This is a genomic window from Azospirillum sp. A1-3, from assembly GCF_023806445.1.
GTDB lineage: Bacteria > Pseudomonadota > Alphaproteobacteria > Azospirillales > Azospirillaceae > Azospirillum.
In genome coordinates this window covers 579,495-600,787 of the sequence record NZ_JAMSLU010000006.1, presented here as the reverse complement: position 1 = coordinate 600,787, position 21,293 = coordinate 579,495, and the positions used below count along the sequence as shown (strand labels likewise).

The window sequence follows — 21,293 nt, the reverse complement described above, 5'->3', positions numbered from 1 at the left end:
TTTCCTCAGGCGGTCAGGTGGCTGTGGATGGCGAGTGCGGCGAGCTTGCCGTCCTGCACCGACTGGACCGTCAGATCCTCGCCCGTGGCGACGCAATCGCCGCCGGCCCAGACCTCGGGCAGCGTGGTGCGGTAGGCGTCGTCGATGGCGATCTTGCCGCCGGTGATCTGCAGGCCGTCGAGCGCGTCGGCCGACAGCGTCTGCCCCACCGCCTTCAGCACCATGTCGGCCTGGAGGGTGAAGGTCTCGCCGGTGCCGGCCAGCTTGCCGTCGCTGAGGCGCGTGCGCTCAAAGGTGATGGTGGTGTCGCCGATCTCTTTGGGCGCCGCGAAGGTCTTCAGCACGACGCCTTCGGTCTGCGCCAACTCCTGCTCCCAGGCGGTGGCGCCCATCTGGGCCCGGCCGCGGCGGTAGACCAGGGTCACGTCCTCCGCACCCAGGCGCTTGGCCTGGATGGCGGCGTCGATGGCGGTGTTGCCGCCGCCGATCACCACGACGCTGCGGCCGACGGCCGGCGGCTGGCCGGGGGACGCTTGACGCACACGCTCGATGAAGGCGGTGGCGTCCTCGACTCCTGAGCGCTCCTCGCCGGGGATGCCGAGGCGGTTGTTGGCGCCGAGACCGACGCCGAGAAACACCGCGTCGTAATCGGCGCGCAGGCTGTCGAGCGACAGGTCGGCGCCCAGCTTGCGGCCATGCTCCACGCTGATGCCGCCGACGCCCAGGATGAAGGCGACCTCGCGCTGGGCGAAATCGTCGGCCATCTTGTAGGGAGCGAGGCCGTATTCGTTGAGGCCGCCGGACTTCGCCTTGGCCTCGAACACCGTCACCTCATGGCCGAGCGTGGCGAGCCGGTGGGCGCAGGACAGGCCGGCCGGGCCGGATCCCACCACCGCCACGCGCTTGCCGGTGGCGGCGGCGCGGGCGAAGGGGTGGGCAGGCTCGCCGTCAATCAGGCGGTCGGTGGCGTGGCGCTGCAGCCGGCCGATGGCGACGGGGCGGTCCTCCGCCCGATTGCGCACGCAGGATTGCTCGCACAGCGTCTCGGTCGGGCAGACCCGGCCGCAGGTGCCGCCCATGATGTTCTCCGACAGGATCGTCGTCGCGGCGCCCTTCAGGTTGCCGGTGGCGATCGAGCGGATGAAGGCGGGGATGTCGATCCCGGTCGGGCAGGCCTTGATGCAGGGCGCGTCGTAGCAGAACAGACAGCGGTTGGACTCGGCCAGCGCCTGCACCGGCGTCATCGCCGGGGTCAGGTCGGTGTAGGGTGAGGCGCGGTCGTCTTCGGTGTCGGCAAGCGTAGCGATCAGGGTCATGGCGGATGGCTTCCCTTCGGTCGCAGAGCGGCGTGTCTACCGAAGTGTCAGCAACCCGCGTGCCAAGAGAACCAACCAGCACTGCCAAGGCACAGAGGCGGCGGAAAAGCTGACTGTTCGGTCAAGAACTGACGATATGGACAGGCATGGCGTCATCATGCCAGCCATGCGGATTGCACGCAACTCAGCCTTTTGGCGCCTCTTTTGGCGGCGATACGCAAGAAATGGATGGAAGGCGGGAAGAGAGAGAACAGGAAGTTGCGCCGTTTCAAAGGGTTGCATCCGGCGCCCGCTGCCTTCAATTTCGGCAGCGCGCCTATGCAACAGGGATAGGGGGGCCGCCATGCCTGTTCCGTCCAGCCTGCTGATCGACCGCACCGCCACGCCCATCGGCGAGCTGATCGTGGTGGCGGACGAAGACGGCGCTTTGCGTGCCATCGACTGGACCGAGCATGAGGACCGGCTGCATCGCCTGCTGCGCCTGCACTATTCAGGCGGTTACGAGCTGCGGCCGTCCGCCGATCCGGGCGGGTTGACGCGGGCGATGGATGCCTATTTCGCGGGCGAGCTTGCGGTGATCGACCGGCTGCCGGTGCACACCGGCGGGACGCCGTTCCAGCGCGCGGTGTGGGCGGCACTGCGCGGGATTCCCTGCGGCGGGACCGTCAGCTACCGAGAGCTTGCGGCGTTGGCCGGGCGTCCGGCGGCGGTGCGGGCGGCGGGGCATGCCAATGGCGCCAACCCGATCAGCATCGTGGTGCCCTGTCACCGTGTGATCGGCTCCGGCGGGGCGCTGACCGGCTATGGCGGCGGGGTGGATCGCAAGCGCTGGCTGCTGGCCCATGAAGGCGTGGCATTGCGATAGAGAGCCGCGCTCCTACCGCTTTTGCGCAGCGCACTTTGCGGCTCCGCTCCGGTTGTTGAAGGGAGAGGCGACGCAGCCGGTCAGCCGGCCCGCGCCATCACCACGCCAACGAAAGGGAGCGCCATGAGCGACAAGAACGACAAGAGCCGGACCGCAGGCGACAACGAGCGCATGAAGGGCGTGATCGATCAGGCCAAGGATCAGGCCGCGGGCGACCTTTCCGGACATGAGCAGGACGGGCGCAAGGGTGGCGAGCAGACCAGGCGCGCCGTCGACGCCATGTCCACCGGCAACACGCCGCGGACCGGTGACGATCCGCAGCACATCACCGGTGACACCACGCGCACGCCGATGCCGGACGAGACCGGCGGCGAAGGCGCGAAGCGGCGGGGCCGCGACAAGTAGGAACGCAAAAGGGGGACGGTCGACGTCCCCCATTTCTAGTGCCGAATGGCCGTCGTCAGGCGCCGAAGCCGCCGTCGATGGTCTGGAACGAGCCGGTGATCATCGCGGCATGCGGACCGGCGACATAAGCGGTCAGTTCGGCGACCTCGTCGGCGTGGATATAGCGCTTGATCGCCATGAATTCTTTCATGGTCGGTGCCATCGGCCCGTCGGCCGGATTCATGTCGCTGTCGGTCGGACCGGGCTGGATGGCGTTCACGGTGATGCCGCGGTGGCCGAAGTCGCGGGCGAGACCACGCACCATGCTCTGGATCGCCGACTTGGTCATGCCATAGGCGGCACCGCCCGCGAAGGGCACGCGGTCGCCGTTGACCGACCCGATCACGATGATGCGCCCGCCGTCGTTCATGCGCCGCGCCGCTTCGACCGCCGCGTGGTAGGGCGCGCGGATGTTGATGTCGATCATGCGGTCGACAGCGTCGGGGTCGAAGGTCAGCGGATCGCCGATAATCGCCGTTCCGGCATTGACGACCAGCACGTCCAGGGCGCCGCGCTCCGCCACGGTGGCGATCAGCGCGTCTCGGTCGGCGCTGTCGGTGCGGATGGCTTCCGCGCCGGTTTCGGCGGCAAGCGCCTCGGCGGCGTCCTTCGACCCGGCATAGGTGAAGGCGACGGTGCCGCCGGCCTTGGCGAAGCGGCGGACGATGGCCTTGCCGATGCCGCGGCTGCCGCCGAGGACCAGGATCTTGCGGCCGGTGAACTCACCCATGATGCGCTCCTTGAGAAAATGTAGTGAATGCTATATAAATTCGGGCAGGGGGGTTTGCGCAAGGAGAAATTATAGTGAGCGCTACAGAATCATCCGGAACGCGCGGACGGCGGCGGTCGTTCGATGTGGACGAGGCGGTCGAAACCGCGATGAAGCTGTTCCATGCGCGCGGCTACGACGCCGTGGGCGTCGCAGAACTGGGGTCCGAACTGGGGATTAAGCCGCCGAGCTTCTATGCGGCCTTCGGCAGCAAGGCCGGGCTGTTCGAGCGGGCGCTTCAGCGCTATGCGGCGGGGGAGGCGAACATCTTCGCCCGTGCGCAGGCAGACGGCGGCGGCGTGGCCGAGGTGATCGAGCGCACGCTGCTGCTGGCTGCGCGGCTCTATCCGGAGCGCAACGGGGTGGCGGGCTGCCTCGTGCTCGACGGGGCGCGCAACAGCGCCGATCCGGAAGCCTGCGCGTTGGCCGAGGCGCTGAGGAAGGCCGGCGTGGTGGCAATCCGGGACTTTATCGCGACAGAGGAGCCGGAGCGGGCCGACGCGCTGACGGACTTCGTGGCGATCGCGATGAAGGGGATGTCGGCGGCGGCGCGCGACGGCGCCGACGAGGCGGCGCTCACCGCATTCGCGCAGATGGCGAGCCGCGCCTTCCGCCGCGAACTGGCGGCGGAAGGGTGACGTTGGAGGCTGGAACCGCCGATGCCTCTTCCGCCTGCGCTCACACCGTCAGCAGCAGCCCGGCATAGCCGGCGGCCCCAAGGCCGAAGGCCCAGAAGCGGCTGCGCCGCTCGCTCGGCACCTCTTCCTTCAGAACGTTCAGGACCACGCCGCCGCCGAGGAAGGCGGTGAGCGCGCCGATGGCCGCCTCCGAGACCTCGGTGGTGGCGCCGATGGCCCAGCCGGCGAGCAGCGCCGCGATCAGCACCCAGCGGCCGATGCGCTGGTAGGGCGCCTTGTGGTCCTCGTTCAGCCCGTAATCGGTCACGATGAAGTGCAGAGCCATGGCGACGGTGAAGAAGACCAGCGCCGCCGTCGTCATCTGTTCGCGGTGCAGCAGAAGATAGCCGATCAGCGCGTTGTAGATGGAAAAGGAGGCCATATGGACCCAAAAGACCTCACGGCTGGTCGCCTCCTCCCCCGCCTCACCACCGCGCCCGGCGCGCACCGGCTTGCCGCTGGCCCGGCTGCGCGAGGTCTTCGCCATGCGGTCCAGCCCGTAGAAGGTCAGCAGCCCGACCAGGGCAATCAGATAGACATGCCGCTCGGCCAGTTGGATGCCGCCCGCCGCCTTCTGGATGGTTTCCTGTGCCGCCGCCAGTTCGGGCAGGAAATGGACGAAGACATAGGAGACCGAGACGCCGCCGGCGATGGACAGCCAGATGCTGCGCGGAGTCCCGTCGAGGAATCGCAACGACGGGGTGACGACATGCACCAGGGCGAGGAGCGCCGCCGCCAGCAAGGTCAAGGTCAACAGGGACATGAAATCAACCACCCGATCCAGATACCGAAAGGGCTCGCGCCGCGCGGCGGCGCGGGGCAAGCCCTTGGGCAACTGCGGGCGGCGGTTCCGGTTCCGCCGGCCGGTCTGCTTTCCGTCGCTCCCGTCAGGCCGGCATCGCCTCGCGCGGGATGATGGCGCCGCGGTGCTGGATGACGGCGGCGGCCAGCGTGTGGGCGGCGCGGGCGGCGTCGGCCGGACCCTCGCCACGCAGGCGGGCAGCGAGATAGCCGGCGCTGAAGCTGTCGCCGGCCGCCGTGGTGTCCACCACCGTGGCGACCTTCTGCGCAGGAACCTCGACGGCCTCGCCATTCTCGATCACCACGCAGCCGGGCTGTTCCAGCTTCAGCACGATCTCGGAGACACCGGCGTTGCGGACGCGGGCCAGCACGGCGTCGGCATCGGCGTCGCCATAGAGGTCGCGCAGGTCGGTGACGCCGGGCAGGGCGATGTCGGTCAGCCGCAGCATGCGGTCGAAGGCGGCGCGGGCGGTCTCAAGATCCGGCCACAGGCGCGGGCGCCAGTTGGTGTCGAAGGCGACCTTGCCGCCGCGCGCGCGGACCCGCTGCAGCACCTCGAACAGCCGCTCGCGGCCCTGCTCGCCCAGGATGGCGATGCTGATGCCGGAGAGATAGACGATGCCGTAGCCTTCCAGCGCCTTGGACAGCTCCGGGGTCTGCGGCAGGGCGAACAGCTCGCGCGCCGGCGCCCGGTCGCGCCAGTAGAGGAAGCGGCGCTCGCCGCTGGCATCGGTCTCGATCAGATAGAGGCCGGGCAGGCGGTTCGGCACGCGCAGCACATGGCCGGTGCCGACCCCTTCGGCGGCCCAGGCGGCGATCATGTCCTCGCTGATGCTGTCGTCGCCGAGTGCGGTGACATAGTCGACCGGCGTGCCCAGACGCGCCAGATAGACCGCGGTGTTCAGCGTGTCGCCGCCGAAGCCCATGGTCAGCGACCCGTCCGGCCGCCGGAACATCTCGATCATGCATTCGCCGAGCGCGGCGACGCGGTTGGGCGTGTCGGTCATGCTTCTTCTCCGCAAGCCGGGGAATGCCCCGGCAAATCCTTATTTTTCATGCCGCCGCCGGGCGGTTCTGGCGCGCACGCATTCGTTCGCGGTGCGCGGTGTAGAGGCCGCTGGCGATGATCACGCCGGTGCCGACGAAGGTCCAATGGTCGGGCACCGCGCCGAAGACGAGGAATCCCAGCGCGGTGGACCAGATCAGCTGGACATAGGTGAAGGGCGCCAGCACCGATGCCTCGCCCTGGCGGTAGGCCAGGATCAGCAGCCATTGCGACAGGGTGTAGACCAGCCCGATGAAGACCCCCAGCAGCATCTCCCACGGCGTCGGCCATGCCGCGTGCAGGGGAAGCAGCGCCGTCAACACGATCAGGCCGGTCAGCGCGCTCCACACCATGGTGGTCAGTGGGTTTTCCTGCACCGTCATCTTGCGCGTCGCCACAAGGCCGAGCGCCCAGCTGAAGGCGGTCAGGATCGGCAGCAGCGAGGCCGGTTGGAACCCTTCCGCCCCCGGCCGGATGACGATGATGACGCCGGCCAGCCCGACCAGCAGCGCCGCCCAGCGGCGGATGCCGACCTTTTCGGCCAACAGCAGGATCGACAGCACGGTGACGAAGACGGGGGAGACGAAGCTGATCGCCGCGGCCTCGGCCAGCGGCAGATGCTGCATCGCCATGATGAAGAACAGCGCCGAGCCCAGCATGCCCAGGCCGCGCACGACCTGAAGCCCCGGCCGCGTCGTCCTCAGCACCCGGAGCGAGCCGCCGCGCAGCGCCAGCGGCATCACCAGCGCGGTGAAGACGACATAGCGCATCCAGGCGATCTCGGCCGGCGGCAGGGTCCGGCCGAGATATTTCGCCGTGGCGTCGGAGCAGGACAGGCAGGCCACCGCCAGCACCACCAGCAGGATCGCCCGCATCGGCTCCGTGCCCTTGGACACCGATCCAGTGGGCTGGATCGGTGTCTGCGGCGCGTTGACCGGCTGGGGGCCGGGATCGCGGTGGGGGCCAGAGGGAGGGGTGGAACTGTCGGGCATGGTGCCGGCTCGTCTACGGTCATGAAAAAGGGGCGGACCCCTTACATAACCGCTCCCATCTGCCAAGGGGCGAACTCATCGGCGCCGACGCCGAGTTCCTCGCTCTTGGTCTTGCGGCCCGACGCGGTGTCGAGCACCAGCTGGAAGATCGCGCGGCCGACCTCCTCGATGGAGGCGTCGCCGGTGGCGATGGCGCCGCAATTGATGTCCATGTCGTCCGGCATCCGGCGGAACAGCGTGCTGTTGGTCGCCAGCTTCAGGCTGGGCGTCGGCTTGCAGCCGAAGACCGAGCCGCGGCCGGTGGTGAAGCACAGCACGTTGGCGCCGCCCGCCACCTGACCGGTGGCCGACACCGGGTCGTAGCCGGGGGTGTCCATGAAGACGAAGCCCTTTTCGGTGATCGGCTCGGCATAGCGGTAGACGGCGGTCATCGGGGTGGTGCCGCCCTTGGCGACCGCGCCCAACGACTTTTCCAGGATGGTGGTCAGGCCGCCCTTCTTGTTGCCGGGCGACGGGTTGTTGTTCATCTCGCCGCCGGTGCGGCTGGTGTAGTCCTCCCACCAGCCGATGCGCTCGACCAGCGCCTCGCCCACCTCGCGGCGGACGGCGCGGCGGGTCAGCAGATGCTCGGCGCCGTAGACCTCCGGCGTCTCGCTCAGCACGGCGGTGCCGCCGTTGCGGACCAGCAGGTCGACGGCATAGCCCAGCGCCGGGTTGGCGGTGATGCCCGAATAGCCGTCGGAGCCGCCGCACTGCAGAGCCAGCGTCAGGTGGCTGGCCGGTAGGGTCTGGCGGGTGACGTCGTTGATCTCCGGCAGCAGCGCCTCGATCCGGCGGATGCCCTCGCGGGCCGCCGCGGCGGTGCCACCCATGTCCTGGATGCCGATGGGAATGACGCGGGCGCCGGCCTCAAGCCCGGTGGCCTCCATCAGCTTGTCGATCTGGTTCACCTCGCAGCCGAGACCCAGCAGGATCACCGCGGCGAAGTTCGGGTGGCGGGCATAGCCGGCGATGGTCCGGCGCAGCGTGTCCATCACCTCGCCGCTGCCGGCCATGCCGCAGCCGTAGCCGTGGGTCAGCGCGACGACGCCGTCGATGTTGGGGTAGGCGGCCAGCGCGGGCCCACGGAAATGGTCGGCGATCATCCGCGCCGCGGTGGCGGAGCAGTTCACCGAGGTCAGCACGCCGATGTAGTTGCGGGTGGCGACGCGGCCGTCCGGGCGAACGATGCCCTGGAAGGTGGCGCGCTCGGCTTCCGGGATCGGCTCCACCGGGTGGACGTCGGCGCCGAAGGCGTAGTCGCGCTCGAAATCGCTGCCCATGCCCATGTTGTGGACGTGGACATGGTCGCCGGGCTGGATCGCCGCGGTGGCGAAGCCGATGACCTGATTGTACTTGCGCACCGGCTCGCCCAGCGCGATGGCGCGCACCGCGACCTTGTGCCCGGCCGGCACCGGCCCGGTGGTCGCGACGTCTGTGCCGGGCAGGGCGGTGCCGGGCTCCAGGTCGGCGCCGGCGACGACGACGTTGTCGGCGGGGTGCAGGCGGATGGTCAGCGATGCCATGGGAAGATGTCCTTGAGGAGACGTGATGTCGCGATATCCCCTCTCCCCCCCGGGGAGAGGGTTAGGGTGAGGGGGACGCACAGCGAGGATTCTTGGGATAGCCACGCAATGCATCCCCCTCACCCCGACCCTCTCCCCGGGGGGAGAGGGGGATAGAGGCGTTACAGCCAACCAATCACAGCTTGTAGGCGTTCTTGGCGAGGCGGTAGGCGAGGTCGACGGCCAGTTCCGCGGCCTCGTCCTCGGCCAGCCGGTGTTCGGCCACCAGACGGGCGAGGAAGCTGCAATCGACGCGGCGCGACACGTCGTGGCGGGCCGGGATCGAGCAGAAGGCGCGGGTGTCGTCGTTGAAGCCCACCGTGTTGTAGAAGCCGGCGGTCTCCGTGATCATCTCGCGGTAGCGGCGCATGCCCTCGGGGCTGTCGTGAAACCACCAGGCCGGGCCGACGCGCAGCGCCGGATAGTGGCCGGCCAGCGGCGCCAGTTCGCGGGCGTAGCTGTCCTCATCCAGCGTGAACAGGATGATGGTCAGGTTGCGCTCGTTGCCGAAGCGGTCGAGCAGCGGCTTCAGCGCCCGCACATACTCGGTGCCGCTCGGGATGTCGGCGCCCTTGTCGCGGCCGAAGCGCTGGAACACGAGGTCGTTGTGGTTGCGGAAAGACCCCGGATGGATCTGCATGACCAGACCGTCCTCCAGGCTCATCCGCGCCATTTCGGTCAGCATCTGGGCGCGGAACAGCTCGGCCTCATTGGCCGTGGCGCCGCCGCGGCGCACGATGTCGAACAGCTTCTCGGCTTCCGCGCGGGCCAGATCGGCGGTCGCCGCCGTCGGGTGGCCATGGTCGGTCGAGGTGGCGCCGAAGCTCTTGAAATAGAGGCGGCGGTCGGCGAGCGCGGCGAGATAGCCGTCCCAGGTCGCGGTGTCCTTGCCGGTGATGCGGGCCAGCTCGGCGAGGTTCTCGCGGAAGCCCTCGAATTCCGGATCGACGACCGGGTCGGGACGGAAGGCGGTGATGACCCGGCCCTTCCAGCCGCTCTCGCGGATCGCCTTGTGGTGCACCAGCGGATCGAGCGGCGATTCGGTGGTCGCCAGCACTTCGAGGTTGAAGCGCTCGAACAGGGCGCGCGGGCGGAACTCCGGCTTGCGCAGGCAGTCCTCGATCTGGTCATAGATGCGGTCGGCGCTGGCGGCGCTCAGACGCTCGGTGACGCCGAACACCGTCTCGAAGGCGTGGGTCAGCCACATCGAGGTGGGCGTGCCGCGGAACAGGTGCCAGTTGGAGGCCAGCAAGCGCCAGATGGCGCGCGAATCGGATGAGGTCTCGCCGCCGTCCTTGCGCGGAACACCCAGCTGTTCCAGCGGAATTCCCTGGCTGTAGAGCATGCGGAATGCATAATGGTCGGGCTTGACGAACAGGCTGGCCGGATCGGGGAACGCCTCGTCCTTCGCGAACCAGGACGGATCGGTGTGGCCGTGCGGGCTGACGATCGGCAGGGCGGCGACTTCGCCATACAGGCGGCGCGCGATGTCGCGCTGCGTCGGGTCGCTCGGGAAAAGACGGTCGGGGTGAAGCATCGGAAGCCTCTACGCTGCAAGAGAAGGACAAAAGCAGGGTGGGGGAAGGCGGGGTCCGTGCGGGGGACCGTCCCTACCGGCTGGCCGTATAATATTAATATATCAGATTAGATTGCAAGCCCAATCGTTCCCATTTCGCGGCATCGGTGCCAATGCGGCCTGCGCCCAGTCGCCGCACCCGATCCGTTTGAGAGGGTGGCGATGGATTTGACCTTGGTGAAGGGGGACGGGTAGATTGACGGGTATGACGAACATCCCACGGGCGGCGGTGCGCCGCCCGGAGACATGCCTGCCGGAATGGAGCCATCGGTGAAGAAGGTCGCGACGACAGAGGATGAAGGCGGCCTGGTCTCCGCAACCGTGCGCCGCGCGGCGGCCCCGGCCGCGGCGGTCCGTCCGCCGCGCCGCGCCGCGACCGTGGCGTCGCGCATCTACCGCGATCTGCGGGCGGAGATCGTCTCGCTGAAGCGCAAGCCCGGCGACGCCATCGCCGAGAAGCAGATCGCCGAGGCCTATGGCGTCAGCCGCACGCCGGTGCGCGAGGCGGTGCTGAAGCTGGCCGACGAGGGGCTGATCGAGATTTTCCCGCAGTCCGGCACCTTCGTGTCGCGCATCCCGCTGGACGCCCTGCCGGAAGCCTTCGCCATCCGCAAGGCGCTGGAGGAGGCGACGGTGCGCTATGCGGCGGCGCGGGCCAGCCGCAGCCAGATCGCCGCGCTCCGCGCCAATCTGGAACTGCAGCGGGAGATGCAGGAAACCGCCAACTATGAAGGTTTCCATCAGGCCGACGAGGCGTTCCACGCGCTGATCGCGGAGATCGCCGGCTATCCCGGATTCTGGACGCTGATCCAGCAGACCAAGGTGCAGATCGACCGCTACCGTCTGCTGACCCTGCCGGTGCGCGGCCGCATCGCCGAGGTGATCGCGGAGCATGCCGCCATCCTCGAAGCGGTGGCGGCCAACGATCCCGCGGCCGCCATCAAGGCGCTGGACGACCATCTGGACGACCTGCAGATCTCGATCGCCGACATCCGCCGCGACTATCCGCGCTACTTCACCGCGCCGGGAGATCCGGCTTAGGCGGAGTTCGGAGGTTTACTTCGCGTCGGCTTCCGCGACGTAGGCCACCGGCTCGCCCAGGAAGTCCTCGCGGATCGGCGTGAAGATGTCGAGCAGAACGCCCGGCTCCAGGGCCACCACGCCATGCAGGATGTTGGACGGCACCATATAGCCGTCGCCGGCGTTCAGCCGCTTGGTGCGGCCGTCGATGGTGACGTCGAAGGAACCCTTCTCCACCACGGCGCACTGGACATGGGGATGGCGATGCTGCGCGCCGATGGCGCCAGCCTCGAACTCCACCCGCACCATCATCATCGTGTCGTTGTAGCCGAGAATCTTGCGGCGAACGCCGTCGCCCAGATCCTGCCACGGAATGTCGCCCGCGGTGACGAACACGTCGGTGGTCATCCCTGGATTTCCTCCCCCAATGGAAAGCCCTCCTCCGCCCGTAAGGGGCGGGGAGGGCCGTTATCGTCAGCGCGCCAGCCAGCCGCCGTCGACGGGCAGGATGGTGCCGTGGATGTAGTCGGCGGCTTCCGACGCCAGGAACACCGCCGGGCCGCCGATGTCGGACGGCACGCTCCAGCGGCCGGCCGGGATGCGGCCGAGGATCTCGGCGCTGCGGCTCTCGTCGGCGCGCAGAGCCGCGGTGTTGTTGGTGGCGACATAGCCCGGCGCGATGGCATTCACGTTGATGCCCTTGCCGGCCCATTCGCAGGCCAGAAGCTTGGTGATGCCGGCGACGCCGCTCTTGGAAGCGGTGTAGGACGGTACGCGGATGCCGCCCTGGAAGGACAGCATGGACGCGATGTTGATGATCTTGCCCTTGCGGCCTTCATTGATGGCGTAGCGGCCGAAGGCCTGGCAGAGGAAGAACACCGTCTTGATGTTGATGTTCATCACGAGGTCCCAGTCGGCCTCGCTGAAGTCGACGGCGTCGGCGCGGCGGATCAGCCCGGCGTTGTTGACCAGGATGTCCAGCTTGCCGAACTTGCCGACCGTCTCCTCCACCAACCCCTGGACCGGGGCGATGGAGGTCAGGTCGGCATGGATGCCGTGGAACTTGCGGCCGGCCGCCTCGACCAGACCCTTGGTCTCGTCCAGCGACACCACGTCGACGGCGGCGATGTCGGCGCCGGCCTGCGCCAGCGCCACGGCGATGCCCTGACCGATGCCGGTGTTGGCGCCGGTGACCAGCGCAACCTTGCCGGTCAGGTCGAACGAAATGCTCATGGTCGGTTTCCGTTCTTATGATTTGGTTTTCAGGGGGCGCCTCAGCGCAGGCGGTCCATGGCGACGAAGTCCATGTCCGTGAAGTCCTGGTTGTCGCCGCCCATCGCCCAGATGAAGGTGTAGTTGCGGGTGCCGACGCCGGAATGGATCGACCAGGGCGGGGAGATCACCGCCTGCTCGTTGGCGACCACGAGGTGGCGGGTCTGCTCCGGCTCGCCCATCAGGTGGATGACGCGGGCATCATCGGGCAGGTCGAAGTAGAAATAGACCTCGCAACGCCGATCATGGGTGTGGCACGGCATCGTGTTCCACATGTTGTTCGGCTTCAGCACCGTCATGCCCAGCACCAGCTGCGCGGTGCGCACCACGTCGGGGTGGATCATCTGGTAGATGGTGCGCTCGTTCGACTGGGCCGGGTCGCCCAGGTGAACGGCCTTGGCCTGACCGATCGAGATCTTCATCGTCTCGAACCGGGCATGGGCGGGGGTGCTGTTCAGGTAGAACTTGGCCGGCTCGCGGCGGTCCAGGCTCTCGAACGTGACGTCCTTGCTGCCCATCGCGACATAGAGCGCGTCGCGCGGCGCCAGTTCATACACGGCACCGTCGACGGTGACGCGGCCGGCGCCGCCGACATTGACCACGCCCAGCTCGCGCCGGTCGAGGAAGTTGGGCGAGCCGATCTCCTTGGAGGACTCCAGCTTCACCGGGCCGGCGACCGGCATGGCGCCGCCGACGACGAAACGGTCGATGTGGCTGTAGGTGAAGACGGTCTCGTCGGCCTCGAACAGGGTCGGGACCAGGAAATGGTCGCGCAGCGTCTCGGTGTCGTAGCTGCGGACGGCATCGGGGTGCGAGGCGTGCCGGACGGAGATTTTCATGGGGTGGTCCTTTCAAATCTGTGCAGCCGGCTGTCCGGCAGGTCTGGCGCCATCATACTAATATACTAGTAAGCAGGGCAAGGGTTAATGATGGAAATCCGGACATTTCATCAAGCGGAGGGTGCGACAAAGACGCCGGGGGCGGTCGAACCGTGGCGGGGCGGGGGCGCCGCGTTGCGCTGGCGGCCATGGTAATATATTAGTGGGCGGTCCTCGTCCGGAGTGTCCAGTCATGACCACCGAGCAATCTGGCCAGCAATCTGGCCAGCAGCCCCGCAAGCGCATCGCCCTCGTCGCCCACGACGCCCGCAAGGCGGACCTCATCGCCTGGATCGGCGCCAACATCGCGGCGCTGGACGGCCACGCCTTCTGGGCGACCGGCACCACCGGCCAGAAGGTGCGCGACGCTCATCCCGGCCTGGACGTGACCCCGCTGAAGAGCGGCCCGCTGGGTGGTGACCAGCAGATCGGCGCGATGATCGCGGAGGGGCGGATCGACCTGCTGGTCTTCTTCGTCGATCCGATGACCGCCCAGCCGCACGACGTGGATGTGAAGGCGCTGACCCGGCTGGCGACGCTCTACAACATCCCGATGGCCTGCAACGAGGCGACGGCCGACATGATCGTCTCCTCCGCCCATTTCGCCAGCGGCTACGCCCCGCGCGCCGCCTGCTTCACGGCGTACGAAACGCGCAAGGTGTGAGCGCGCCCCGCCATCCTCAAGCAGTGAAATACTGCGGATAGGTCTGCCGGACGTCGGCGATGCCCAGTTGCAGGTCGGTCAGGTGGTGGCGCAGCTCGCCCACCGCGCGGTCGGGGTCGCGGGCGGCGACCGCCTCGACGATGGCGCTGTGTTCGCCCAGCGCCTTGTCCATCCGGCCGGCCGCTGGCAGGGTCAGGTGGCGGTAGCGGTCGATCTGCCGCTTCACCTGCTGGGTCACCGCCCAGAAGCCGGGATAGCCGGAGATCTCCGCCAGCAGCGCGTGGAACGCCTCGTCGGCATCGTGGAAGCCGTCGAGATTGCCGGCCTCCTTCATCTCGCGCTGCAGTTCCAAATTGGCGCGCAGGCGGGCGATCTGGCTGCCGGTCGCCTGTTCGGCGGCATAGCGCACCGTCGCCTCCTCCAGCGCGCGGCGGATGGCGATGGCCTCCGGCAGGGCACTGAGGGGGATGCGGGCGACGAAGGTGCCGGACTGCGGGAACACCTCCACCAGACCTTCGTCGGCAAGCTTCAGCATCGCCTCACGCACCGGCGTGCGGCTGACGCCATAGGCCTCCGCCACCTCCTTCTCGATCACCGGTTCGCCCGGCTTGCGGCGCAGCGAGACGATGTCGTCGCGCAGGTCGCGATAGATGGTGCCCGACACGGTGGCCCCGCGATGGGCGGGTCTCGCGGTGGCACTGGCGGGCCGGCGACGACGGCGGCGCGCCGGTGCGGCCACGGCCACCAAATTCGAATCGCCCGCATTGGAATCCATGGTCGTCCCGATCCTGTCCTTCGGCCTGATGCCGCAATTACTAATATATCGCTGCGCTTCCATGGGCGAAAAGCCTTTTGCCGCCGGAAATTCATGGCTGCCCGGCGACAGCTCCTGTGACAGCTTGGGACGGGCGGTTCAGCAGGGTTGCAATGGCCGGGCTGCTTGTTTCACTCTCCACAACCTACCCATACGTATACCCACCTTTACACCGCCCATTGCGAGCCCGATCCGCATGACCGCAGCGCCGACCACCCCCTCGCCGTCGGAACGGCTGTTCCGCAAGGCGGCGCTCGACCGCCTGTCGTCGCCGGAGGAACTGGACCGGCTGGTCACGCTGACCACGCCGCGGGGCTGGCTGGCCCTGACCGCACTGCTGGGGCTGCTGGCGCTGGCGCTGGTTTGGGCGGTGGTGGGGAGCATCCCGACGCGGGTGACCGGCTCCGGCCTGCTGGTCAGCAGCGGCGGCCGGGTGTTCGACGCGGTCGCCAGCGCGTCCGGCGCGCTGGTGGCGCCGCTGGTGAAGCCGGGCGACACGGTGACCGCCGGCCAACTGCTGGCCCGCGTCGACAAGGCGGAGCTTGAACAGACGCTCGACCACGCGCGGGCGGTGGTGAGGGAGCGGGAGCAGGATCTGTCCCGCCGCACCAATCAGCTGGAGCGCGAGGCGCAGGCCCGCCGCGCCAATTTCGCGGCCCGCCGCGCCGCCCTGCGGCAGGTGGTGGCCGCCGCCGAGACGCGGGTGCAGTTCCTCGACACCCTGCTGCGCGGGCAGGAGGACATCGCCAGCCGCGGCTTCACCACCCGCCAGCGGGTGGAGGACACGCGGCAGGAGCTGGCCGCCGCCCGCCAGAAGGTCAGCGACGCCAAGAGCCAGCTGCTGCAGATCGACACCGAGGAGCTGGATATGGCCAGCCGGGCCGAGCAGACGCTGACCGAGGGACGCGACCGTGTCGCCGACGCCCGCCGGCGGGTGGACGAGCTTGCCCTGCAGTTGGAGCAGGACACGCGGATCCTCAGCCCGACCGACGGGCGCGTCACCGAATGGAAGGTGGCGGAGGGCGCCCGCGTTGCCGCCGGCACCCCGGTGGTCAGCATCGAAAGCGGATCGCGCGGCCTGCAGCTGGTGCTCTATGTCCCGCCGGAGCATGGCAAGAAGCTGAAGCCCGGCATGGATGTCCGCATCGCCCCCTCGACGGTGCGCAAGGAGGAATACGGCACGCTGGTCGGCCGGGTCGCCGAGGTGTCGGATTTCCCCTCCACCCCGCAGGGCATGCAGGCGGTGCTGCAGAACGACCGGCTGGTGACGCAATTCTCTGCCAAGGGACCGCCCTTTGCCGTGCGTGTCGATCTGGTGCCGGAGGCCGGCACGCCGTCGGGCTACCGCTGGTCGTCCGGTGCCGGCCCGGCGATGACCATCACCAGCGGCACCCTGGCCGAGGGCGAGGTGACGGTGCGCGAACAGCCGCCGATGGCCTTCGTCATCCCGGCCCTGCGCAAGGCGACCGGCCTGTGAGCGCAAAGCCGCCGGTTCGCAAACAGACCCGCGTGCGCACGCCCACCCTGCTGCAGATGGAGGCGGTGGAGTGCGGCGCCGCCTCGCTCGGCATCGTCCTGGCCCATTTCGGCCGCTGGGTGCCGCTGGAGGAGTTGCGCGTCGCCTGCGGCGTGTCGCGCGACGGCAGCAAGGCCAGCAACCTGCTGCGCGCCGCCCGGCGCTATGGCCTGACCGCCAAGGGCTTCAAGAAAGAGCCCGACGCGCTGGCCGACATGCCCTGGCCGATGATCGTCCATTGGAACTTCAACCATTATCTGGTCTTCGAAGGCTTCAAGGGCGATCACGCCTATCTGAACGATCCGGTTACGGGCCCGCGCCGCGTCACCCGCGCGGAGTTCTCCGAGGCTTTCACCGGTGTCGCCCTGGCTTTCGAGAAGGGGCCGGAGTTCGTCGCCGGAGCGAAGCCGCCCGGCCTTGCCGGCATGCTGGGGCGGCAGTTGAAGCGGTCGCGCACCGCGGTGGGCTTCGCGCTGGCCGCCAGCCTGGCGCTGGTGCTGCCGGGCATCGCCCTGCCGGCCTTCACCAAGGCCTTCGTCGACGAGGTGCTGATCGGAGGCCAGCGCAGTTGGCTGGTGCCGCTTCTGCTGGGGATGGGCGCCACGGCGCTGCTGCGGGCGGCGCTGACGGCGCTGCAGCAGTCGGCCCTGCTGAAGCTGGAGACCAAATTCGCCATGGTGATGGCCAGCCGCTATGTCTGGCGGCTGCTGCAACTGCCGGTGCCCTTCTTCGGCCAGCGCCATCCCGGCGACATCGCCGGCCGCGTCGCCGCCAACGACCGGGTGGCGCGGCTGCTGTCGGGGGAGATGGCGACGGCAGCGATGAGCCTGCTGACGGTGGTCTTCTTCGGGCTGGTCATGCTGACCTACGACGTGGCGCTGGCGGCGGTGACCATCCTGCTGGTGCTGGGCAACGTGCTGTTCCTGCGCGGCGCCTCGCGCGGGCGGGAGGATGCCGGACGCCGCCTGCTGTCGGAACAGGCCAAGCTGGGTGCCGTCACCATCGGCAGCATCCAGGCCATCGAGACGCTGAAATCGGCCGGGCTGGAGGGGCAGGCGTTCGAGCGCTGGGCCGGCTATCAGGCGCGGCTGCTGTCGGTGCGCCAGACGCTGGGGGTGCATTCGGCGATGCTGACGGTGGCACCGACCTTCCTCAACGCGCTGGGTACGGCGGCGATATTGGGGCTGGGCGCGGTGCGGGTGATGGACGGGGCGCTGACCGTCGGCGCGCTGGTGGCGTTCCAGAGCCTGGCATCCAGCTTTTCCGAGCCGGTCGCCAAGCTGGTCGGCATGGGCGGGACGCTGCAGCGGGTGAAGGCCGACCTGCAGCGGCTGAACGACACGCTGGACCATGCGCCGGACCCGCAGTCCGGCCTCGCCGCCGAGGGAGCGGAGGTTGCGGACGGGCCGGCGCGGCTGAGCGGGGCGGTGGAGTTGGTCGACGTGTCCTTTGGCTACAGCGTGCTCGACCCGCCGCTGATCGAGGGGCTGTCGCTGGCGCTCGCGCCGGGGATGCGGGTGGCGCTGGTCGGCGGGTCGGGCAGCGGGAAATCCACCGTCGGCCGGCTGATCTGCGGTCTCGTCCAGCCCTGGTCGGGGCAGATCCTGTTTGACGGACGCGCGCCGGCGGAGATCCCGGTGGGGCTGCGCGCCGCCTCCATCGCCTATGTCGACCAGGACGTCTTCCTGTTCGACGGCTCGGTGCGCGACAACCTGACCCTGTGGGACCGCACGGTGCCGGAGGCGGCGCTGACCCGCGCGCTGGAGGACGCCGCCATCCTGGGCGAGGTGGCCGGGCGCCAGGGCCAGCTCGACGCGCCGGTCGCCGAAGGGGGGGTGAATTTCAGCGGCGGCCAGCGCCAGCGGCTGGAGATCGCCCGCGCGCTGACCGGCAACCCGTCGATCCTGGTGCTGGACGAGGCGACGGCGGCGCTGGACGTCGCGACCGAAAAACTGATCGACGACAATCTGCGGCGGCGCGGCTGCACCTGCATCATCATCGCCCACCGGCTGAGCACGATCCGTGATTGCGACGAGATCATCGTGCTGAACCAGGGCCGGGTGGTGGAGCGCGGCAGCCACGAGGATCTTCTGGCGCGCGGCGGCGAGTATGCCTCGCTGATCGCGGCGGGGTGAGACGATGGACGTTCTGGACAGCCCCGCGACACTGCAGGCCGCCATTCTGGTGGAGGGCGGCAACCACCGGCCGCTGACGTTGGACGACCCGCGGCTGGGCTGGCGGGTGGAGCACGGCTATGTCGACCTGTTCCACCTCGCGGGCAACAGCGGCCGGCGCCGCCACCTGTTCCGGGCGGAAACCGGGGCGCTGCTGTTCGGGGTCGGCAAGCAGGAGGACGCGACGCTGGTGGCGGTCGGCTCCATCGGCTCGCGCCTCAGCGGGGTGGAGCGGGAGGCGCTGGCCGGGGCGGAGGATTTCCTGCCCCATGCCGAGGCCTGGATCCTGCGCCTGACCGATGCCGCGACCGGCGGCGAGGCGGTCTGGCCCGACCGGGTGGCGGAACCGGGCGAGCGCTCGCTCGGTCCCGGCGAAAGGCTGTATGCCGATCCGCGCCGGCCGCTGTGGCTGACGGTGACGGAGGGGGAGGCCGCTTGGCTGGCTGGTCCGGCGACGGGGGCAGGCGAGCCGCCGCTGCCGATGGCCGACCGCGCCTGGATTGAAAGTACCGCCGGGGCCGCCGTTTCGGTGACCGAGGTCTGGCCCGATGCCGCCACGCTGTGGCCGGCCTTCGACCGCTTCCATGCGTTGGTGCTGGACCGCATCGGCAGCCGCATCGCCGCCCAGGCGGACAGCGAGGCGAAGCGCGCCCTGCGCAGCCGGGAATCGGCAAAGGAATCGTTGGCCCAGGCGCTGGGCGGCCTGTCCGACCTCGTCGATGGGCAGGCGTCCACGGCCGCTCCGGTCCTTGGCGATCCGCTGTCGGGTGCGCTGGCCGCGCTGATGGCGCACATGGGGCTGGAGGAGCCGCTTCCCCGCATCGATGCCGCCGGCAAGCCGGCCAGTGAAATGCTGGACCTGATGCTGGCCGCGGCGCGCCTGCGCGGTCGCAAGGTGATCCTGCGCGACGGCTGGTGGCGGAGTGAAGGGGCGCCGATGCTCGGCTGGCTGGAGGAGGGCAGGGTGCCGGTGGCGCTGCTGCCCACCCCGGCCGGCTTCGACATGCTGGTGTCCGGCGGCCGGCGCCGGGTGACGCAGGAGATGGCCGACATCATGGCGGCGGAGGCGCTGCACCTCTATCGCCCGCTGCCGGCCCGCGCGCTGGGTGCGGCGGAGGCGATCCGCTTTCCCCTGCGCGGCCTTGGCGGCGACGGCATGCGGCTGGGGCTGAGCGGGCTGGCGGCGGCGGTTCTGGGGCTGCTGGTGCCGGTCGCCACTGGCTTCCTGTTCGACAGCGCCATCCCGCGCGCCGATACCGGGCAGCTGGTCTTCATCATCGCCGGGCTGGTCGCCGCCGCCATCGGCGGTGCGGCGTTCGACATCGTCAAGGTGATGGCGGTGCTGCGGCTGGAAAGCCGGATCGATGGGGTGATGCAGGCGGCCTTCATCGACCGGCTGTTCGCCCTGCCGGTCGGCTTCTTCCGCCGCTTCACCGCCGGCGACCTCGCCGACCGGGCGCTGGGGTTGCAGACCGTGCGCGAGATCCTGGCAGCCAGCACGGTGACCGGCCTGCTGGGCGCGTTGTTCGGGTCGATCAGCCTGGGGCTGCTGGCGGTCTATGACTGGCGCCTCGCCCTGGTCGCGACGGGCTTGGCGCTGCTGTCGGCGCTGGTGACCGCGGCGCTGTCCTATGGGCAGCTGCGGCACGAGCGGGAGCATATCCGGCGTCAGGGCCGCTTGGACGGGCTGGTGCTGCAGCTGATCGTCGGCATCGGCAAGCTGCGCGTCGCCGGGGCGGAGCCGCGGGCGATGGCGGAATGGGCACGCGGCTTCTCGGCGCAGAAGTCGCGTGCGGTGGCCGCCCAGCGTTACGGCAATGCGCTGGAGACCTTCCACGCCGCCTTCCCGACGCTGGCGACCATCGCGGTGTTCCTGGCGGTGGCGCTGCTGATGGAATCGGACGCCAAGCAGCAGGCGTTGCAGGCGCTCGCCGCCACGCCGGGGCAGGAGGCGCCGGCCGCCTTCACCACCGGCAGTTTTCTGGCCTTCATCACCGCCTTCGGCCAGCTGCTGGCGGCGATGACCGAGATGGCGCACGCCCTGACCAAGAGCCTGACCGTCCTGCCGCTGCTGGAGCGCGCCCGCCCGATCCTGGAGACCGCACCCGAGGTTCAGGCCGGCCGCGACGCGCCGGGCGAGTTGCAGGGCGGCATCACCTTGAGCCGCGTCGGCTTCCGCTATGCCCCCGATGCGCCGCCGGTGCTGCACGACCTCAGCCTGTCGATCGAGCCGGGGGAGTTCGTCGCCATCGTCGGCGCGTCGGGCAGCGGCAAATCCACGGTGATGCGCCTGCTGCTGGGCTTCGAACGGCCGGACCAGGGGGAGGTGTTCTTCGACGGACGCGCCGCCGAACGGCTCGACCTCGCCGCCGTGCGCCGGCAGATCGGCGTGGTGCTGCAGAACGGACGGATCACGGCGGGCAGCCTGTTCCAGAACATCGTCGGCACCGCGCCGCTCGGGCTGGACGATGCGTGGCACGCGGCGCGGCTGGTCGGGCTGGACCGCGACATCGAACAGATGCCGATGGGCATGCACACGGTGCTGATGGACGGCGGCGGCACCCTGTCGGGCGGGCAGCGCCAGCGGCTGATGATCGCCCGCGCCCTGGTCCATCGCCCGCGCGTGCTGCTGCTGGACGAGGCGACCAGTGCGCTCGACAACCGTACCCAGGCGGTGGTGACGGCGTCGCTCGCCAAGCTCAGCGTCACCCGCGTGGTGATCGCCCACCGCCTCAGCACCATCCGCGATGTCGACCGCATCCTGGTGCTGGACGCCGGGCGGCTGGTGCAGTCGGGGCGCTACGAGGATCTGATGGCGGTGGACGGCCCATTCCGGACGCTGGCCAGCCGGCAGTTGCTTTAGGGG

General features: G+C 69.4%; 19 protein-coding genes. 8 read left to right on the top strand and 11 right to left on the bottom strand.

Annotated features, from left to right (window positions below):
* Positions 1-5: 5 nt before the first annotated feature.
* The gene (locus M5E06_RS30630) at positions 6-1,316 is read right to left on the bottom strand and encodes an NAD(P)-dependent oxidoreductase (protein WP_252141458.1); all 1,311 of its coding nucleotides are present in this window, start codon (positions 1,314-1,316) and stop codon (positions 6-8) included.
* 343 nt (positions 1,317-1,659) lie between these two features.
* On the opposite strand from M5E06_RS30630, the gene ogt reads away from it, so the two are divergent.
* Entirely contained in the window at positions 1,660-2,181 is a 522-nt protein-coding gene (gene ogt, locus M5E06_RS30625) for a methylated-DNA--[protein]-cysteine S-methyltransferase (protein WP_252141457.1), read from the top strand.
* A gap of 123 nt (positions 2,182-2,304) precedes the next feature.
* Positions 2,305-2,586, top strand: coding sequence for a hypothetical protein (locus M5E06_RS30620; RefSeq protein WP_252141456.1), 282 nt, complete (start codon positions 2,305-2,307; stop codon positions 2,584-2,586).
* 55 nt (positions 2,587-2,641) lie between these two features.
* On the opposite strand, the gene bdcA is transcribed toward M5E06_RS30620, so the two are convergent.
* Complete coding sequence (bdcA, locus tag M5E06_RS30615; RefSeq protein WP_252141455.1) at positions 2,642-3,355, bottom strand: SDR family oxidoreductase; 714 nt, start codon at positions 3,353-3,355, stop codon at positions 2,642-2,644.
* A 74-nt stretch (positions 3,356-3,429) separates the two neighbouring features.
* On the opposite strand from bdcA, the gene M5E06_RS30610 reads away from it, so the two are divergent.
* The gene (locus M5E06_RS30610; protein WP_252141454.1) at positions 3,430-4,032 is read left to right on the top strand and encodes a TetR/AcrR family transcriptional regulator; all 603 of its coding nucleotides are present in this window, start codon (positions 3,430-3,432) and stop codon (positions 4,030-4,032) included.
* 40 nt (positions 4,033-4,072) lie between these two features.
* On the opposite strand, the gene M5E06_RS30605 is transcribed toward M5E06_RS30610, so the two are convergent.
* The 5 genes from M5E06_RS30605 to uxaC all read right to left on the bottom strand — a co-directional run bounded on the left by M5E06_RS30605 (position 4,073) and on the right by uxaC (position 10,050).
* On the bottom strand, positions 4,073-4,834 hold the full coding sequence (locus M5E06_RS30605; RefSeq protein ID WP_252141453.1) for a ZIP family transporter: 762 nt from the start codon (positions 4,832-4,834) through the stop codon (positions 4,073-4,075).
* 124 nt (positions 4,835-4,958) lie between these two features.
* Entirely contained in the window at positions 4,959-5,879 is a 921-nt protein-coding gene (locus tag M5E06_RS30600) for a sugar kinase (RefSeq protein WP_252141452.1), read from the bottom strand.
* Positions 5,880-5,925: 46 nt separating this feature from the next.
* On the bottom strand, positions 5,926-6,909 hold the full coding sequence (locus tag M5E06_RS30595) for a DMT family transporter (protein ID WP_252141451.1): 984 nt from the start codon (positions 6,907-6,909) through the stop codon (positions 5,926-5,928).
* Positions 6,910-6,950: 41 nt separating this feature from the next.
* Positions 6,951-8,474, bottom strand: coding sequence for a UxaA family hydrolase (locus M5E06_RS30590; protein WP_252141450.1), 1,524 nt, complete (start codon positions 8,472-8,474; stop codon positions 6,951-6,953).
* A gap of 175 nt (positions 8,475-8,649) precedes the next feature.
* Positions 8,650-10,050: a glucuronate isomerase gene (gene uxaC, locus M5E06_RS30585; protein WP_252141449.1), complete on the bottom strand. Its 1,401-nt coding sequence runs from the start codon at positions 10,048-10,050 to the stop codon at positions 8,650-8,652.
* 285 nt (positions 10,051-10,335) lie between these two features.
* Here uxaC and M5E06_RS30580 point away from each other — a divergent pair, with 285 nt between their 5' ends.
* Entirely contained in the window at positions 10,336-11,130 is a 795-nt protein-coding gene (locus M5E06_RS30580) for a GntR family transcriptional regulator (RefSeq protein ID WP_252141448.1), read from the top strand.
* Between the two features lie 15 nt (positions 11,131-11,145).
* Here M5E06_RS30580 and M5E06_RS30575 read toward each other — a convergent pair whose 3' ends face one another.
* The 3 genes from M5E06_RS30575 to kduI all read right to left on the bottom strand — a co-directional run bounded on the left by M5E06_RS30575 (position 11,146) and on the right by kduI (position 13,220).
* Positions 11,146-11,517, bottom strand: coding sequence for a cupin domain-containing protein (locus tag M5E06_RS30575; protein ID WP_252141447.1), 372 nt, complete (start codon positions 11,515-11,517; stop codon positions 11,146-11,148).
* Between the two features lie 66 nt (positions 11,518-11,583).
* Positions 11,584-12,342 carry a 2-dehydro-3-deoxy-D-gluconate 5-dehydrogenase KduD gene (kduD, locus tag M5E06_RS30570; protein ID WP_109073395.1) on the bottom strand — a complete coding sequence of 253 codons (759 nt, stop codon included), beginning with the start codon at positions 12,340-12,342 and terminating at the stop codon, positions 11,584-11,586.
* Between the two features lie 41 nt (positions 12,343-12,383).
* On the bottom strand, positions 12,384-13,220 hold the full coding sequence (gene kduI / locus M5E06_RS30565; RefSeq protein ID WP_109152208.1) for a 5-dehydro-4-deoxy-D-glucuronate isomerase: 837 nt from the start codon (positions 13,218-13,220) through the stop codon (positions 12,384-12,386).
* 232 nt (positions 13,221-13,452) lie between these two features.
* Here kduI and M5E06_RS30560 point away from each other — a divergent pair, with 232 nt between their 5' ends.
* Positions 13,453-13,923 carry a methylglyoxal synthase gene (locus M5E06_RS30560; RefSeq protein ID WP_252141446.1) on the top strand — a complete coding sequence of 157 codons (471 nt, stop codon included), beginning with the start codon at positions 13,453-13,455 and terminating at the stop codon, positions 13,921-13,923.
* A 16-nt stretch (positions 13,924-13,939) separates the two neighbouring features.
* On the opposite strand, the gene M5E06_RS30555 is transcribed toward M5E06_RS30560, so the two are convergent.
* Complete coding sequence (locus tag M5E06_RS30555) at positions 13,940-14,698, bottom strand: GntR family transcriptional regulator (protein ID WP_252141445.1); 759 nt, start codon at positions 14,696-14,698, stop codon at positions 13,940-13,942.
* Positions 14,699-14,933: 235 nt separating this feature from the next.
* Here M5E06_RS30555 and M5E06_RS30550 point away from each other — a divergent pair, with 235 nt between their 5' ends.
* Genes M5E06_RS30550 through M5E06_RS30540 form a run of 3 tightly spaced genes read left to right on the top strand, consistent with a single transcriptional unit; the run spans position 14,934 to position 21,290 of the window.
* Complete coding sequence (locus tag M5E06_RS30550; RefSeq protein ID WP_252141444.1) at positions 14,934-16,214, top strand: NHLP bacteriocin system secretion protein; 1,281 nt, start codon at positions 14,934-14,936, stop codon at positions 16,212-16,214.
* 32 nt (positions 16,215-16,246) lie between these two features.
* Positions 16,247-18,388, top strand: a complete 2,142-nt coding sequence (locus M5E06_RS30545; RefSeq protein WP_252141443.1) for an NHLP family bacteriocin export ABC transporter peptidase/permease/ATPase subunit — start codon at positions 16,247-16,249, stop codon at positions 18,386-18,388.
* Between the two features lie 4 nt (positions 18,389-18,392).
* Positions 18,393-21,290: an NHLP bacteriocin export ABC transporter permease/ATPase subunit gene (locus tag M5E06_RS30540; RefSeq protein WP_252141442.1), complete on the top strand. Its 2,898-nt coding sequence runs from the start codon at positions 18,393-18,395 to the stop codon at positions 21,288-21,290.
* The last annotated feature ends 3 nt before the right edge of the window (positions 21,291-21,293 follow it).

What these genes read in the sequence shown, in the direction of transcription:
- kduI (WP_109152208.1), bottom strand. Translation starts at nt 13,220, where the DNA reads ATGAAAATCTCCGTCCGGCACGCCTCGCACCCCGATGCCGTCCGCAGC.
- M5E06_RS30550 (WP_252141444.1), top strand. Translation starts at nt 14,934, where the DNA reads ATGACCGCAGCGCCGACCACCCCCTCGCCGTCGGAACGGCTGTTCCGC.
- ogt (WP_252141457.1), top strand. Translation starts at nt 1,660, where the DNA reads ATGCCTGTTCCGTCCAGCCTGCTGATCGACCGCACCGCCACGCCCATC.
- M5E06_RS30630 (WP_252141458.1), bottom strand. Translation starts at nt 1,316, where the DNA reads ATGACCCTGATCGCTACGCTTGCCGACACCGAAGACGACCGCGCCTCA.
- M5E06_RS30620 (WP_252141456.1), top strand. Translation starts at nt 2,305, where the DNA reads ATGAGCGACAAGAACGACAAGAGCCGGACCGCAGGCGACAACGAGCGC.
- M5E06_RS30590 (WP_252141450.1), bottom strand. Translation starts at nt 8,474, where the DNA reads ATGGCATCGCTGACCATCCGCCTGCACCCCGCCGACAACGTCGTCGTC.
- kduD (WP_109073395.1), bottom strand. Translation starts at nt 12,342, where the DNA reads ATGAGCATTTCGTTCGACCTGACCGGCAAGGTTGCGCTGGTCACCGGC.
- M5E06_RS30540 (WP_252141442.1), top strand. Translation starts at nt 18,393, where the DNA reads ATGGACGTTCTGGACAGCCCCGCGACACTGCAGGCCGCCATTCTGGTG.
- M5E06_RS30580 (WP_252141448.1), top strand. Translation starts at nt 10,336, where the DNA reads ATGCCTGCCGGAATGGAGCCATCGGTGAAGAAGGTCGCGACGACAGAG.
- M5E06_RS30605 (WP_252141453.1), bottom strand. Translation starts at nt 4,834, where the DNA reads ATGTCCCTGTTGACCTTGACCTTGCTGGCGGCGGCGCTCCTCGCCCTG.
- M5E06_RS30555 (WP_252141445.1), bottom strand. Translation starts at nt 14,698, where the DNA reads ATGGATTCCAATGCGGGCGATTCGAATTTGGTGGCCGTGGCCGCACCG.
- M5E06_RS30595 (WP_252141451.1), bottom strand. Translation starts at nt 6,909, where the DNA reads ATGCCCGACAGTTCCACCCCTCCCTCTGGCCCCCACCGCGATCCCGGC.
- M5E06_RS30575 (WP_252141447.1), bottom strand. Translation starts at nt 11,517, where the DNA reads ATGACCACCGACGTGTTCGTCACCGCGGGCGACATTCCGTGGCAGGAT.
- M5E06_RS30600 (WP_252141452.1), bottom strand. Translation starts at nt 5,879, where the DNA reads ATGACCGACACGCCCAACCGCGTCGCCGCGCTCGGCGAATGCATGATC.
- uxaC (WP_252141449.1), bottom strand. Translation starts at nt 10,050, where the DNA reads ATGCTTCACCCCGACCGTCTTTTCCCGAGCGACCCGACGCAGCGCGAC.
- bdcA (WP_252141455.1), bottom strand. Translation starts at nt 3,355, where the DNA reads ATGGGTGAGTTCACCGGCCGCAAGATCCTGGTCCTCGGCGGCAGCCGC.
- M5E06_RS30560 (WP_252141446.1), top strand. Translation starts at nt 13,453, where the DNA reads ATGACCACCGAGCAATCTGGCCAGCAATCTGGCCAGCAGCCCCGCAAG.